The organism is Pseudomonas sp. BJa3 (assembly GCF_026343815.1).
GTDB classification, from domain to species: Bacteria; Pseudomonadota; Gammaproteobacteria; order Pseudomonadales; family Pseudomonadaceae; genus Aquipseudomonas; species Aquipseudomonas soli.
Window position 1 is genome coordinate 364,046 of sequence record NZ_JAOXMC010000002.1, and the last position, 13,275, is coordinate 377,320.

The 13,275-nt window shown below is 63.1% G+C and carries 15 protein-coding genes; 7 read left to right on the forward strand and 8 right to left on the reverse strand.

Annotation, left to right across the window (positions count from 1 at the left end; genetic code table 11):
* Positions 1-78 precede the first annotated feature (78 nt).
* Together OH705_RS03385 and OH705_RS03390 are read left to right on the forward strand one after the other, a co-directional pair.
* Complete coding sequence (locus OH705_RS03385) at positions 79-522, forward strand: carboxypeptidase regulatory-like domain-containing protein (protein ID WP_267300982.1); 444 nt, start codon at positions 79-81, stop codon at positions 520-522.
* A 291-nt stretch (positions 523-813) separates the two neighbouring features.
* Positions 814-1,335: an acyloxyacyl hydrolase gene (locus tag OH705_RS03390; RefSeq protein ID WP_031314880.1), complete on the forward strand. Its 522-nt coding sequence runs from the start codon at positions 814-816 to the stop codon at positions 1,333-1,335.
* Between the two features lie 73 nt (positions 1,336-1,408).
* Here the strand turns inward: OH705_RS03390 and OH705_RS03395 are convergent, their stop codons facing one another.
* Positions 1,409-2,299, reverse strand: coding sequence for a universal stress protein (locus OH705_RS03395; protein ID WP_267300984.1), 891 nt, complete (start codon positions 2,297-2,299; stop codon positions 1,409-1,411).
* Positions 2,300-2,383: 84 nt separating this feature from the next.
* Positions 2,384-4,384: a peptidase U32 family protein gene (locus OH705_RS03400; protein WP_094011237.1), complete on the reverse strand. Its 2,001-nt coding sequence runs from the start codon at positions 4,382-4,384 to the stop codon at positions 2,384-2,386.
* Between the two features lie 199 nt (positions 4,385-4,583).
* Between OH705_RS03400 and OH705_RS03405 the strand changes: the two genes are divergently transcribed.
* Positions 4,584-5,435 carry an RHS repeat-associated core domain-containing protein gene (locus tag OH705_RS03405; RefSeq protein WP_267300987.1) on the forward strand — a complete coding sequence of 284 codons (852 nt, stop codon included), beginning with the start codon at positions 4,584-4,586 and terminating at the stop codon, positions 5,433-5,435.
* A gap of 94 nt (positions 5,436-5,529) precedes the next feature.
* Here OH705_RS03405 and OH705_RS03410 read toward each other — a convergent pair whose 3' ends face one another.
* Positions 5,530-5,910: a RidA family protein gene (locus OH705_RS03410; protein WP_046855763.1), complete on the reverse strand. Its 381-nt coding sequence runs from the start codon at positions 5,908-5,910 to the stop codon at positions 5,530-5,532.
* Positions 5,911-6,078: 168 nt separating this feature from the next.
* On the opposite strand from OH705_RS03410, the gene OH705_RS03415 reads away from it, so the two are divergent.
* Positions 6,079-6,774, forward strand: a complete 696-nt coding sequence (locus OH705_RS03415; protein WP_323873484.1) for a tRNA (adenine(22)-N(1))-methyltransferase — start codon at positions 6,079-6,081, stop codon at positions 6,772-6,774.
* 6 nt (positions 6,775-6,780) lie between these two features.
* Here OH705_RS03415 and OH705_RS03420 read toward each other — a convergent pair whose 3' ends face one another.
* Together OH705_RS03420 and OH705_RS03425 are read right to left on the reverse strand one after the other, a co-directional pair.
* Positions 6,781-8,085, reverse strand: coding sequence for an MFS transporter (locus tag OH705_RS03420; protein ID WP_267300988.1), 1,305 nt, complete (start codon positions 8,083-8,085; stop codon positions 6,781-6,783).
* A gap of 100 nt (positions 8,086-8,185) precedes the next feature.
* Positions 8,186-8,431, reverse strand: coding sequence for a DUF2790 domain-containing protein (locus OH705_RS03425; protein ID WP_267300989.1), 246 nt, complete (start codon positions 8,429-8,431; stop codon positions 8,186-8,188).
* Between the two features lie 115 nt (positions 8,432-8,546).
* Between OH705_RS03425 and OH705_RS03430 the strand changes: the two genes are divergently transcribed.
* A complete protein-coding gene (locus OH705_RS03430) occupies positions 8,547-9,479 on the forward strand; it encodes a LysR family transcriptional regulator (protein WP_038706042.1) in 933 nt (310 codons plus the stop codon).
* 19 nt (positions 9,480-9,498) lie between these two features.
* Here OH705_RS03430 and OH705_RS03435 read toward each other — a convergent pair whose 3' ends face one another.
* From OH705_RS03435 to OH705_RS03445, 3 genes are all read right to left on the reverse strand, one after another.
* Positions 9,499-9,807 (reverse strand): hypothetical protein, encoded by a 309-nt coding sequence (locus OH705_RS03435; protein ID WP_023631738.1) that lies wholly within the window; start codon positions 9,805-9,807, stop codon positions 9,499-9,501.
* 92 nt (positions 9,808-9,899) lie between these two features.
* A complete protein-coding gene (locus OH705_RS03440) occupies positions 9,900-11,204 on the reverse strand; it encodes an MFS transporter (protein WP_094011241.1) in 1,305 nt (434 codons plus the stop codon).
* Positions 11,205-11,501: 297 nt separating this feature from the next.
* Positions 11,502-12,167 carry a class I SAM-dependent methyltransferase gene (locus OH705_RS03445; protein WP_104443940.1) on the reverse strand — a complete coding sequence of 222 codons (666 nt, stop codon included), beginning with the start codon at positions 12,165-12,167 and terminating at the stop codon, positions 11,502-11,504.
* A 96-nt stretch (positions 12,168-12,263) separates the two neighbouring features.
* Here OH705_RS03445 and OH705_RS03450 point away from each other — a divergent pair, with 96 nt between their 5' ends.
* Complete coding sequence (locus OH705_RS03450; RefSeq protein ID WP_104443939.1) at positions 12,264-13,016, forward strand: methyltransferase domain-containing protein; 753 nt, start codon at positions 12,264-12,266, stop codon at positions 13,014-13,016.
* A 48-nt stretch (positions 13,017-13,064) separates the two neighbouring features.
* The gene (locus OH705_RS03455) at positions 13,065-13,208 is read left to right on the forward strand and encodes a hypothetical protein (protein WP_267300990.1); all 144 of its coding nucleotides are present in this window, start codon (positions 13,065-13,067) and stop codon (positions 13,206-13,208) included.
* Positions 13,209-13,275 lie beyond the last annotated feature (67 nt).

Genomic DNA, 13,275 nt, shown 5'->3' on the forward strand with positions numbered 1-13,275 from the left:
GGTGCGTCGACAGGCGAACCCGAGCCGCGAAAAGCCCTCCAAACTGTGTAGACCATCCCGTGGAGGGAGGAATGCACCATGCGCACTCATCATTACGGCCTTTGCGCCGCGCTGTTGTTGACACTGGCCATGCCTTGGAACCTCGCAGCGGCCACCGGCCTGAATACCCCCATCGATCCGCAGGGCGTGCAATTGCAGCCCCAGCAACAGAACGGCATACGTTATCTGCAGGGCGGTATCGGCCAGGATGAAGCCGATGCCCTGCGCCGCACCCCCGGCTACGATCTGCACATCACCCTCTCGACCGGTGCCGAAGGCAAGTTTCAGAGTGGTGCCACGGTGGATATACAGTCGGTCCAAGGGCAGTCAGTACTGATGTTGCAGGATGTCGGCCCGTTGATCTTCGTGCAATTGCCCCCTGGGCAATACCGTGTGGTCGGCAATGCCGAGGGCCAGACGGTGCAGCAGCAGGTGCTGGTGGACGGCAAGGCACCGGCGCGGGTTGATCTCAACTGGCGGTAAGGTTCCTGTCCCAGGGCGAGTGACGCCCAGGCAAGGTTGATAGCTGGGAGAGCACGAGGAGGAGGAATATGGCTGCACCAATGGCAAGCGCCTAATGTCCCTTAGCCAATAGTGGCAAATCACTTCCCACTCTCAGTACATTCTGGCAATAATCAAAGAAGTATTACCGCTTGTAACCCTTGTATAGTCTGGGGTTGCCAACGCAGGAAGAACGAGAGGCTTAGCCTCCATTGACGCAGGGACGCGCATTTCGCGGCCCTGCCCGTGAAGACCATCAGGAGAAAGTCATTGATGAAAACCCGTCTCGCCACAACGTTGGCCGCCGCCGTGCTGGCGTTCGCCGGCGCCAACCTGGCCCAGGCCGCACAGGTGTCCGCTGCCGTGGGTGCTACCGGCCAAGGCGATATGACCTACCGCATCGGCCTGTCCTTCGACTGGGACAAAAAATGGCTTGAGAGCGGCACCGGCCATCTGACCGGATACTGGGACGCGGCCTACACCTACTGGGAAGGCGGCGAGGCCAGTGGGGCTCACTCGTTGTCGATCAGCCCGGTGTTCGTCTATGAATTCAGTGGCTTCACCTACACCCCGTTCATCGAGGCGGGTATCGGCCTGGCGGCGTTCTCCAAGACCGACGTGGGCGACCAGCGCCTGGGCTCGTCGGTGAACTTCGAGGACCGGATCGGTTTTGGCCTCAAGTTGCCGGCGGAGCAGAAGGTCGGCATTCGCGCCATTCATTATTCCAATGCCGGGCTTAAACAGCCAAACGACGGGATCGAGTCGTACTCGCTGTTCTACAGCAAGGCGTTCTGAGTTCCCGCAGGGTACTGATTGTAGGGCGAGCCTGCTCCCGCACTGTGGGAGCAGGTTTGCCCCACGATGGCATTCAGCGCACAGCCTTTATCGCCAGCACATTACACAGCGGATGCTCCAACACATGCGCTGTGGTGCCACCGAGAAATGCCTGCAACGCATCGTGACGGTGGTTACCCATGACGATCACATCGACCCGATGGGTGGCGATGTAGTGGGTGATCGCCTTGACCGCCGGCCCTTCGAGGAAGTGGCGGCGTTCCAGGTCGATCTGGTAGTGATCGCCCAGGCGGTTAAATGCCGTGCGCTGGGCCGTGCGCAGGCTGGTGTCGAAGCCGGGCATGGTCACGGTGCCGGCGCCGAAGTCGGCGATATGGCTCCTGGTCGCATCGCACACATGCAACAGATGCAGCTCAGCGTTGCACTGCAGGGCCAGGGCATGAGCGCTGCGGAATACCGCATCGTCCAGGTGCTCGCCGGCGCCATGGCTGTTGAGGTCGACCGCCGCGGCGATCTGTCGGGGCAGGGGCAGGCGGATATCGCTGACCAGGTGCACCGCCACCGGGCTGTCCTTGAGCAGTTGCCAGTCCAGCGGAGTGACCAGCAGGCGCTTGAGGATGGGTTCGTGCTGCACGTCCTTGACCAGCAGGTCGCAGCCCAGCCGCTCGACCTGTTCAAGCACGCTGCCCAGTGGATCACGGCTCAGCAGCAGTTCGGTAGAGACATCCAGGCCGGCATTACGCAGTTGCTCGGCCTCGTCGGCCAGCCATTGGCGGTTGTCCTCGAGCAGCCGCTCGCGCTCACGGCTGTCGCTCATCAGGCCGAAGGTGTCGATATCGTCGACGAAGACGTTGAGGTCCAGCAGGGCCCCGCTGGACTCGGCCAGCGCCGCGGCGCGCTGCAGGGCAGGCGTATGGCGCATCTGCGGGCCGAGCATGACCAACAATCGCTTGAACTGGCTCATCTCACACCTCCACGTGTGGCTGCCCCCCTGTTCAGTCTAGACCCGCCGCCGGTGACGTCCGCTGGAGCGACGACGGGTCATGCCTCAGTGCGGCGCGCGCGGGATGGTCTTGAGCAGGTCTTCCGGGCTGATGTGTCCGACCACCTGGGCCACCGCGCTACCTGGGGTCGGCAGGTCGATGATATGGCTCTTCATCTTGCCGATCACATGCATCTCGCAGGGTTTGCAGTCGAACTTCAGGGTGAGCACTTCATCGCCCTGGATCAGTTGCATCGGCGCCACCTTGGTGCGCACGCCGGTCACACCCTTGGCCTGCTTGGGGCACAGGTTGAAGGAGAAGCGCAGGCAGTGCTTGGTGATCATCACCGGCACTTCGCCGTGTTCTTCATGAGCCTCGTAGGCGGCGTCGATCAACTGCACGCCGTGGCGGTGGTAGAAGTCACGGGCCTTCTGGTTGTAGACGTTGGCCAGGAACGACAGGTGCGACTCTGGGTACACCGGCGGTGGCGTGGTCTCGGCCTTGCGCCCGCCACGAGGATGGGCCTTGATCCGCGCTTCTGTCAGTGCCTCGATGGCCTCGCGACGCAGCGCCTTGAGCTGCGAGTTGGGAATGAAGAACGCCTGGGGCGCATCGATTTCGATGGCGTCGGCGTGGTACATCGTGGTGCCCAACTGGCCGAGCAGGTCGTGCAGTTGCTCGAGCGCCTGTTCCGGCTTGTTGGCGGTACCGAACGGACCGTCCAGCGCGACCTGCACGCTGACCCCTTCCTCGCTGCCGAGGGTCAGCAGCAAACGCTGCTCACGCAGCACGGCATGCCATTCGACAGCCACCCGGCGCTCTGACGACGTACGCTGCAACGCCTGTTGCCAGTTGTGGTCGAGGTTGCGCGAAAGCGGATGGTTTGGGCGGAGCTTGTACAAGCCCTCGGGCATCTCGTTGGGCTCGACTCGGTAGCGGTAGCGCTTCTGGCCGTCCTCCTCGGATTCGCTTCTCAGCTCGGCGATGTTGGCGCGGAAGCCCACCACCTCGCGTTTGACCAGCACGTTGAGGCCGTCGCCGTTGGTCAGCGGGACATCGGTGGTCACAAGCAGGTCGCGCTTGCCGACTTTCTCGACCACACCCACTGGCAGGCCAGTGAAGGTTGGAGAGTCGAAGGCGCCGATGTCGATCTTGCGGTCGCTGACGAAGTAGTCGGTGCTGCCACGGTGGAAGGTTTTGTCCGGGTCTGGCACGAAGAAGTGTTCGGTGCGGCCACTGGAGGCGCGAGCCAGCTCGGGGCGGTCCTCGAGGATGGCGTCGAGTTCCTTGCGGTAGTGGGCGGTGATGTTCTTCACATAGCCCATGTCCTTGTAACGACCTTCGATCTTGAACGAGCGCACACCGGCATCGACCAGGTCGCGCAGGTTGGCGGTCTGGTTGTTGTCCTTCATCGACAGCAGGTGCTTCTCGAAAGCGACCACGCGTCCCTGGTCGTCCTTGAGGGTATACGGCAGGCGGCAGGCCTGGGAGCAATCGCCGCGATTCGCACTACGCCCGGTCTGGGCGTGGGAGATGTTGCATTGGCCGGAGAAGGCCACGCACAGCGCGCCATGGATGAAGAACTCGATGGCGGCGTCGGTCTCGGCGGCGATGCTGCGGATCTGCTGCAGGTTCAGCTCGCGGGCCAGCACCAGCTGGGAAAAGCCGGCCTGGTCGAGGAACTTGGCCCGCTCCAGGGTGCGGATATCGGTTTGGGTGCTGGCATGCAGCTCGATCGGCGGGATATCCAGCTCCATCACCCCCAGGTCCTGCACGATCAGTGCATCGACACCGGCATCGTATAGCTGGTGGATCAGCTTGCGTGCTGGCTCCAGCTCGTTGTCGTGGAGGATGGTATTGATGGTGGTGAACACGCGGGCATGGTAGCGCCGGGCGAACTCGACCAGCTCGGCGATATCGCTGACCTCGTTGCAGGCGTTGTGGCGCGCGCCGAAGCTCGGGCCGCCGATATAGATGGCGTCGGCGCCGTGCAGGATCGCCTCGCGGGCGATGCTCACGTCACGGGCAGGACTGAGCAGTTCCAGGTGGTGCTTTGGAAGGGACATGTCGTTATAGGTTCGGGCTGTCACGGTAAGGCGGGCATTGTAGCGGTGAAATGGAGTGGCAGCATCTTTAACTGATGAATCCGCCTGGCCAGGTGCGACTACCGGGTTCGATAGCGCAGTACACCTGGTAATTCTGTCAGTGTTGCCCACGGCGCATCGCTGTTAACGTCAAACGATACCGACCGGCCGCGAGGGCGCCATGGTTCACACACATCTGAGCAGGGCCGACAGACAGCTGTCAGTGCTTGGCGATACCAGGGCCTATTCGCCCTATGGGGCGTTGACCCTGGTAATCGGACATCGATTGGCTTATTGCGGGCAGATGCGCGAACCGGGGACAGGTACTTATCACCTGGGAAACGGGCATCGGGTTTTCAATCCGCGGTTGATGCGTTTCTGCTCATCTGACCGGTTGAGTCCGTTCGGCAAAGGCGGGATAAATACCTATGCCTACTGTCAGGGAGATCCGGTAAATTATCATGATCGTGATGGGAGAGCCCCCACTGTTTCAAGCGTGACACCTGCTCTGGATTCGACTGCTACTTCGACTTGGTCGTGGTTGTTTGAAGTGAAGAATTTGCAATTTGCCTTGCCCATCATGGAAGCGTCGACGGCTACTAGACTGCCAAAGCATATAGAATCGACAATGAGTATAGTTGAATACGCTGTGGTCAAAAATCGACTGATTAAAAATTCTCCGGAGGACGCTAGTAGTTTGCCGGACGTTTCGAAGTGGGATGTGTTAAAGCTTGGCGTGGCGGCAGCGACAAGTGTGGGGGCTTACTTAGCGGCTTATAGTAGTTTGGCGGCTTCGTATAATGACGCGCGCGCTGGAGGCCAGAATAAAAACATTTCGGATGAGCAAAAGTCCGCGATACTCATGGGTGGTGTATTTGCTGCAGCGATTTCGTATTATTCTGATAAATCTGTCAAGGGGATAGGGAAGAAGTATGACGGGTATCTTACTCGAGCGAAAAACATAGAAATCAGGCGTTTGGGCGGGCCGGATCAACTCTTGGTTAATCATGGTGGCGGGGGTGATGAAACCTGAGTTTGTCAGTAAGTAACCGTTCCAGATGGATCCTTGATTATGGTCATCCCCGCAGTCGAAGCCGAGCAGACTACGCTGCGGGAACTGGCGCACCTCAGCCCTTGGCCGCCATCGCCGTTACCTCGACCCGCATTCCCTCAAACGCCAGGGAAGCCACACCCACTGCAGCCCGCACCGGCCATGGTTTTTTGAAGAACCGCTGGTACACCTCGTTGAACGCCGCCCGGTCAGCCATGTCAGTCAGGTAGATGGTCAGGTGCAACACCCGGTCCATCGAGCTGCCGGCGCGCTCCAGGGCAACTTTCAAAGCCTGCAGGGTACATTCGCACTGGGTGGTGATGTCGCCCAGCTCGAGGCTGCCGTCGGCCTGCACGGGGATCTGGGTGCTGACCAGGATGCCGTTGTACTCGGCAACGTCCGAGGAGATCGAGTCGGCGTCCGGGTCGGGGGTGTAGATGATGTCGCTGTGTGCCATGAGGTTTCGCCTTGCAACGGAAGGAAACCGCCAAGCCTACGCGAGCGGGCAGGGCAGGTCGAGGCAGGACGGTCGGTCGCGGGCATTTGAAATACCTGGCCGGGACCGGCAGAATCGCGCTCCACCCGGCCACAGGCGCCGGGCCCTGGTCGTGAAAAGAGGCTTTTGTTGAACGAACACACATTGTCCATGCGTCTAGAGCGCGTGGCAGCCCATGTGCCGGCGGGCGCGCGCCTGGCCGATATCGGCTCGGACCATGGCTACCTGCCGGTGGCGCTGGCGCGTCGGGGCGCGATTATCGCGGCCGTGGCCGGCGAAGTGGCGCTGACGCCGTACCAGGCCGCGCAGCGCACCGTGCGCGACAACGGCCTGGAAGACCGCATCACCGTGCGCCATGCCAGTGGCCTGGCAGCCATCGTGCCAAATGATGGCATCACCGCAGTCAGTATCTGCGGCATGGGCGGCGAGACCATTCGCGACATCCTCGAGGCCGGCAAGCAACTCCTGGGCGGTCATGAGCGCTTGGTCCTGCAACCCAACGGCGGTGAACAGGCACTGCGCCATTGGCTGATGGACAACGACTATAGGATCGTCTGCGAGGAAGTGCTGCGGGAAAACCGTTTCGACTACGAAATCATCGTCGCCGAACGTGCCGAGTCGGTCAGCTATACCGCCGAGCAGCTGTACTTCGGCCCACTGCTGATGCAGGCACGCAGCCCGGCGTTCCTGTTCAAGTGGCAACGCATGCTGCGTCAGAAACACCAGACCCTGGCCAACTTCGCCCGGGCGCGCCAGCCAGTGCCCGAGGAAAAGGTGCGCGATATCACCCGTCAGGCGCAGTGGATTACCCAGTTGCTGGCGTGAAGCGCCTCACCTTGGATTGACTACGCTGGCTGGCACCTTCAGCACCAGCACGGCGCCCATTACGATGGCCACGGCCAGTACCTGCAAGGCCAGGCCCGGGTTGGCGGTGCTGTCGCGCATCCAGCCGATCAGGTAAGGCGCGGCGAACGAGGCGATACTGCCGAACGAGCTGATCATGGCGATACCGGCGGCCTGGGCGCCGCCCGCGAGGAACGCCGGCGGCAGTTGCCAGAAGATCGGCAGCGCGGCGCTGGCGCCCATGCCCGCGACCACCAGCCCGCTCATCACCAGCCAGGCGTCGTCCGGCGCCCATCCGGCCAGGGCGATGCCGGCGGCGGCCATCAGTAACGGCCCGCACAGATGCCAGCGGCGTTCGCGGTGACGGTCGGACGAGCGGCCGCAGCCGAGCATGAACAGGCATCCGGCCAGATAAGGGATGGCGCTGAGCAGGCCGACCTGGCCATCGCTGCCGATGCCGGCGCCGTGAATCAGGCTGGGCATCCAGAAAGCCAGGGTGTTGACTGCCAGCATCACCGCGAAATAGATCGCCACCAGCAACCAGACATGGGCGTCGCTCAGCAGCCCGCACATCGAGTCGATCGGCTTGTGCCGTTCCTCGCGGGCCATTTCCTCGCGCATTGCACGCTTCTGATCGGCGGTGAGCCAAGCCACCTGCTCGAAGTTGTCCGGCAGGGCCTTGAGCACCACCAGCCCTAGCAACACCACCGGTAGCCCCTCGATCAGGAACATCCACTGCCAGCCCCTCATGCCGCCCTGATCGTGAAACGCCTGCAGGATGCCGCCGGACAACGGCCCGCCGACCACCCCGGCCAAGGGCACTGCGATGGCGAACAACGCGGTGATCTGGGCACGGCGCCGGGCCGGGTACCAGCGGTTGAGCACTACGAGGATGCCAGGGAAGAAACCAGCTTCGGCCACCCCCAACAGAAAGCGCAGCGTGTAGAACCCGGCAGCGTCCTGCACCCACATCATGGCGGTGGACAACAGCCCCCAGACCACCATCAAGGTGGCGATCCAGCGCCGCGGGCCGACCCGCTCCAGGGCCAGGTTGCTGGGCACGCCGAACAGCGCATAGGCGATGAAGAACAGGCCGGCGCCCAGGCCGTAGACCGTGTCGGAAAAGCCCAGGTCGGCGCTCATCTGCATCTTGGCGAAGCCGATGTTGATGCGGTCCAGGTGGGCGAACAGGTAGCACACCAGCAACAGCGGCATCAGACGCCAGGTGATGCGGGCGTGGGTTGCGTCGCAGGCGCGCACGGACGGCGCCGTGGAGGTATCGATCGTATTCATGGTCCGGGACGTTCATGTTGTTGTCCCGGCAGATCATGCGGCGCCGTATGAGACGGGCAAATGCACTTTCAGCAAGATGGCTGGTATTTTTGCCACGGGGTTATAGCTGCGAGCAGTTGCCCATCTGGCGGTAGTCGACTTCGCGGGTCTGGCCCTGATGGTCGACGTAGACCATGTGCGCGGTGCCAACTTGGCAATCGGCGTCGTTGCTGGCCGGAGTAATCGAAACGACCTTGGCGATGTCCAGCGGCATGCCGTATTCGTAGGTGCTGGGGCTGTTGTCAGCGAAGGCGCCGAACGAGGCGAGAGTGGCGCTGAGGGCGAGCAGGGCAATCGAAAGTTTCATGACAGGTACCTCATTTATTGCGGATAGCTAATGATCCATTCATTTGTGTTTCACAATAAATGGGCTATCCCGTGATAGATTCCTGCCTTTCATGTATGAATGAGAGTGCCTGCCCATGGACATGCTGCATGCGATGCGTACCTTCGCCCGGGTAGTGGAGTGCGGCAGTTTCGCCGGCGCGGCCCAGGCCCTGGATATTTCCGCCGCGCAGGTGTCGCGAATCGTCGCCGAGCTCGAGAATCAGCTGCAGACCCGCCTGTTGCACCGCACCACCCGGCGCCTGCGCATGAGCGAGGCGGGCGAGCGCTTTCTCGAGCGCACCCGGCAGATCATGCTGCTCACCGAAGAGGCGGTGGACGAGGCGCGCGGCGCCCACCTCACGCCCCGTGGCCGCCTGCGCTTCCACTGCACCCATGGCCTAGGGCTGTTGATGATGCCGCTGGTGGCGCGCTACAACGCCACATGCCCGGAAGTGGTGATGGAACTGACCCTGTCGCAGCGCAACCCAGACCCGCTGGCCGAGGGGCATGACGTAGTGATCACCATCGGCCAGGGCCTGCCTGACTCGCAACTGATCGCCATCCCGCTGGGTAGCATCCACAGCATCCTGTGCGCCTCCCCGGATTACCTTGCCCGCCACGGTATACCCGAGCGCCCCGAGGATTTGCACAGACACGTCTGCCTGCGCACCGTGGACCCGCTGTTCGAGGAGGACTGGTCGTTCGAAGGCCAACCCGACAATTGCGTGATCGTGCCCCAGGACACTTTCCTCACCAACGTCGCGGACGCCATGCTCAAGGCCACCGAGTTGGGCATGGGGGTCGGCCTGCTGCCCTACTACTCGGCGAGTCAGGCCATGCAGGAGGGGCGCTTGTGTCGGTTGCTGGCGCCGCATCGGCTGCGCCAGCGCGAGATCTATGCGATCTATCCGTCACGGCATTACCTGGATGCCAAGGTGCGTACCTGGCTGGACTTTCTCAAGGAGCAGCTGCCGTTGTTGTTTGCCGAGCACCAGCGCGTGGTGGACGAGCCTCGATACTGGCGGTGAAGGCCGTTCGCTTCGCGGGTCACCGGCTGTCCTGATCTTCGGCGCTGCCACCTGAAGCCCCGGCGCCGCTGCCGGTGGCTTCGCCGGTACTGTTGGAGCCGCCAGCGGCACCGTCGGCGGCGTCAGAGTCGGTACCGGTGTCACTGCTGTCGTTATCCTTGCCACCGGGGGTGTTTACGCTGCTGCCTTCACCGGCGGTCTTGCCTTGCTCGGTAGTGTGCTCTTTGTGCGTGCCGCTGCCGTTCATGTCGGTGGCCGCGAGGGCGAGGGGGGCGGTGCTGCCCAGCATCAGGGCCAGCAGCAAGGCGAGGGGACGTGGATTGACCATGGTGAATCTCCTGTCGGATGACTGTCATGGTTGGGCTATCACGGCGGCGCCAAGGTGCCCGTCAAGCGACGGACGGTCCTTGGCGTCAGGCGTCAGTGGGCGTCAGGACGAGGCGCCTGTTGGCCCGGCATGACATCCATCGCTTCCAGCGTCGGGTGCTCCTGCGCCGCGTGCATCAGGTCTTCGGTCACCCGCAGCTCCGCGCCGGTCGGCGAGAAGGTGGCGGTCGGCGCGAACGGCGCCGGGTGCTCCGGTGCCGGGCGCTTGCCGCGACGCCACAGGAAGAACCCGACCATGACCAGGTTGATCACGGCGAAGGCCCAGAACAGCCCGACTTCGCCGTAGGCGGTCATCATCGGCGAAATGGCCAGCGGGGCCATGGCCGAGCCCAGCGAGTTGATCAGCAGCAGCCCCTGGATCATCGGCACCAGCGCGTCGGCCGGAGCACGGTCGGCGGCGCTGCTGACAGCCACCGGGTACAGCGCGAACACGCCGCCGCCGAGCAGGAACAGCAGCGCCGGCAGCAGCACGGTATCGGCTGGCAGCAGCACAATCAATACCGACAGCACGGTACACAGGGCGGCCAGGGCGATCAGCACGTCCTGGCGATCCTTGCGGTCGGACCAGCGCCCGACCGGATATTGCAGCAGCATGGCTCCGAGGATCACCCAGGCCATCATGTCGCCGGTCTCGCCGACGTCCAGGCCGATGCGTTGCAGGTACAGCGGCAGCAAGGCATAGATGCCGGCGATGGCGACCCCCGAGCCGAAGCAGCCGACCAGCCCGGTCGGCGCCACGCCCAACAGTTGCCGCGGTTTGAGCGGCTCGACCTGATCCAGCAGTGGCGATACCCGGGGCAGGATCACGATCGGCAGCACCGACAGCGTGGCGAGCATGCCGGCGACCATGAACGGCGCGGTCTCGCCCCAGCCAGTGACCTCGCCCAAGGCGGCCTGGGCGATTACCCCCGCGCCATAGAAGGCGATCATGTACAGCGCCAGCAGGCGCCCACGGATCTTCGCGTCACCGGCCAGCAGCAGCCAACTCTCGATCACCAGGAACACGCCGACCGCCGCCCAGCCGTTGATCAGCCGCAGTACGAACCACCAGGTGGTGTCGTAGAACAGGCCTTGCAGCAGGATGGTCGCGCCGATCAAGGCGGCGAAACTGCTGTAGGCGCGGATGTGGCCGATGCGCAAGATCAGCCGGTCGTTGAAGATCGCGCCCAGGGTCAGGCCGATGAAGTAGGCCGACGACACCACGCCGATCATGGTCGCCGATTCGCCGGCGGCGCCCAGGCGCAGGGTGGTCAGGGAAGACAGCACGCCATTGCCCAGGGCAATGATGAACAGGCCGAGCAGGGGTGCCAGCGCCATCGCCAGCAAACGCACAGACATAGTTACCTCAAGGTTGAAAAGAGCTCAGAAGCACCTTTTCGGCTGCACGTGGCGGACAGCGACGTACAGTGCGGCCTGGGCGGGATGCGAGCTTGGCAAGAGTCAACCGCGGGGCCTGTTGGGTGAAGGCCTGGCGGGGCGGTTGAGCCTGTGGCACATGCGCGATGTGTGAGGCACGGACGCGGTCTTTGCGGGGGCTTGCCACCGGTTGGGGCGACGGGCGAAAAGGAGGCGGGATTTTAAGGCCTGTACAGGATTTGCCAAGAGGGAAAAGGCTGCGACGAGAGGCCGCAGGGGTCAGGCTGTGTTGCGCGCGACCAGCAGCAGGGATTGCGGCACCTGGCTCTGCGGATGTTGCGGCTCCTGCAGTTCGACCAGGTTGAAACCCGCCAGCTCCAGTGCCTTCAGCCAGCTGCCGAGGGTGCGGAAGTACCATGGCATCGGGCGCCAGTCGCCGGCGAACCCGACGAATGACTCCTCGCGCCAGCCATCCTGGTAAATGCCGGCGGCTGCCGTCCAGGGGTGCAGTGTCTGGATCAGCAGTGTGCCGTCGGGCCGCAGCAGATCCCGCATGGTGATGAGCAGGGGAATGATGTCTTGCTGCAGCAGGGAGAAGTTGGCGCAGATCAGCTCATGATCGTGGCCGATGCCCGGCACGCCTGCGATCACTTGTTCGTAGCTGGCCAGGTGGACCTGCGCCGAACCCGCTTCCCGTGCGGCGGCGACCAGGGTCGCATCGCCATCCACTCCGACCGCTTCGATGCCCCTTGCGGCCAATGCACGGAGCAGCCAACCCTCGCCGCAGCCCATATCCAGCACCCGACAGGGCTGGCGGCCGAGCACGGCCAGGAGTATCGCCTGATCGGTGACCTGGCGGCGGGACTCGATGGCGCCGGAGCGAACGGCTTCGATCCAGGCCTGGGCGTTGTGCTGCCAGCTGTCCAGCAGTGGGTCGGTAACCATGGTAATGCTCGGGGTCTAGGGTGGCTGTAGCATAAACCAGTCTTGTGCGCGTGCCCCTTTGCTCTGCACACTGGCGCTTCTGGGAAGGAGCATGGCATGGCACTTGCGAAAGCGGATTTCACCACGCGCCTGCTGGTTGACGCGGGTATCGGCCCCGGCATGCGCGTGCTCGATGTCGGGTGTGGCAGTGGCGATGTTAGCTGGCTGCTGGCCGGCCTGGTAGGTGACGACGGCGCGGTGGTGGGTATCGACCGGGCGGCTGGCGCCCTGGAGATCGCGCGCCAGCGTGAAAGCCGCAAAGGGGCGGCGGTACCTGAGTTCGTGGCTGCCGAACTGTGCGCGTTGCCCGCGACCCTGGGGTTGTTCGACGCCATCGTCGGACGGCGGGTGCTGATGTACCAGGCGGATCCGGTCAAGGCATTGCGCGCGTTGGCTCGGCACCTGCTGCCTGGCGGGCTGATGATCTTCCAGGAGCATGATGGCAGCATGGCCGCGCCGAGCCAGGCGTCATTCCCGTTGCACCACAGGGCCCAGCAATGGTTGAGGCGCATGCTTGCCCATGAGGGGGCGGACCTGCAGATCGGCTTCAACCTGCACCGTGTGTTCAGCGAGGCGGGGCTGACGGTCGAGGACCTGCGTGCCGAATGCCTGGTGCAGACGCCCGACAACGCCTACCCGCTGGGTGAGATCATCCGCGCTTGCCTGCCGCGGATCATCGCCAATGGCGTGGCCACGGCGCGGCAGGTTGGGATCGACACATTGCAGGCGCGGTTGGATGTCGAGCGGCGGCGGTCGCAGGATATCTATATCGGCGATGTCGCCTTCGGTATTTGTGCGCGCAAGCGGTGAGTCATGTAGTTAACTTGCGCGAGGTGTATGTGGTGTTGAGTTAATGTGGTGGCTGAAGTATTTTTTAATATTAAATTTCCAAGCAAAAAATCTGTACTTCTTGCTCTTGCTCTTGCTCTTGCTCTTGCTCTTGCTCTTGCTCTTGCTCTTGCTCTTGCTCTTGCTCTTGCTCTGCTTCTATATGCGCGATAGTTCAGGCGACACAAATTGCGACTTCAGGAGGCCGAACGCAGGTCTTGCGGAGGGAGGTGACGGGCAT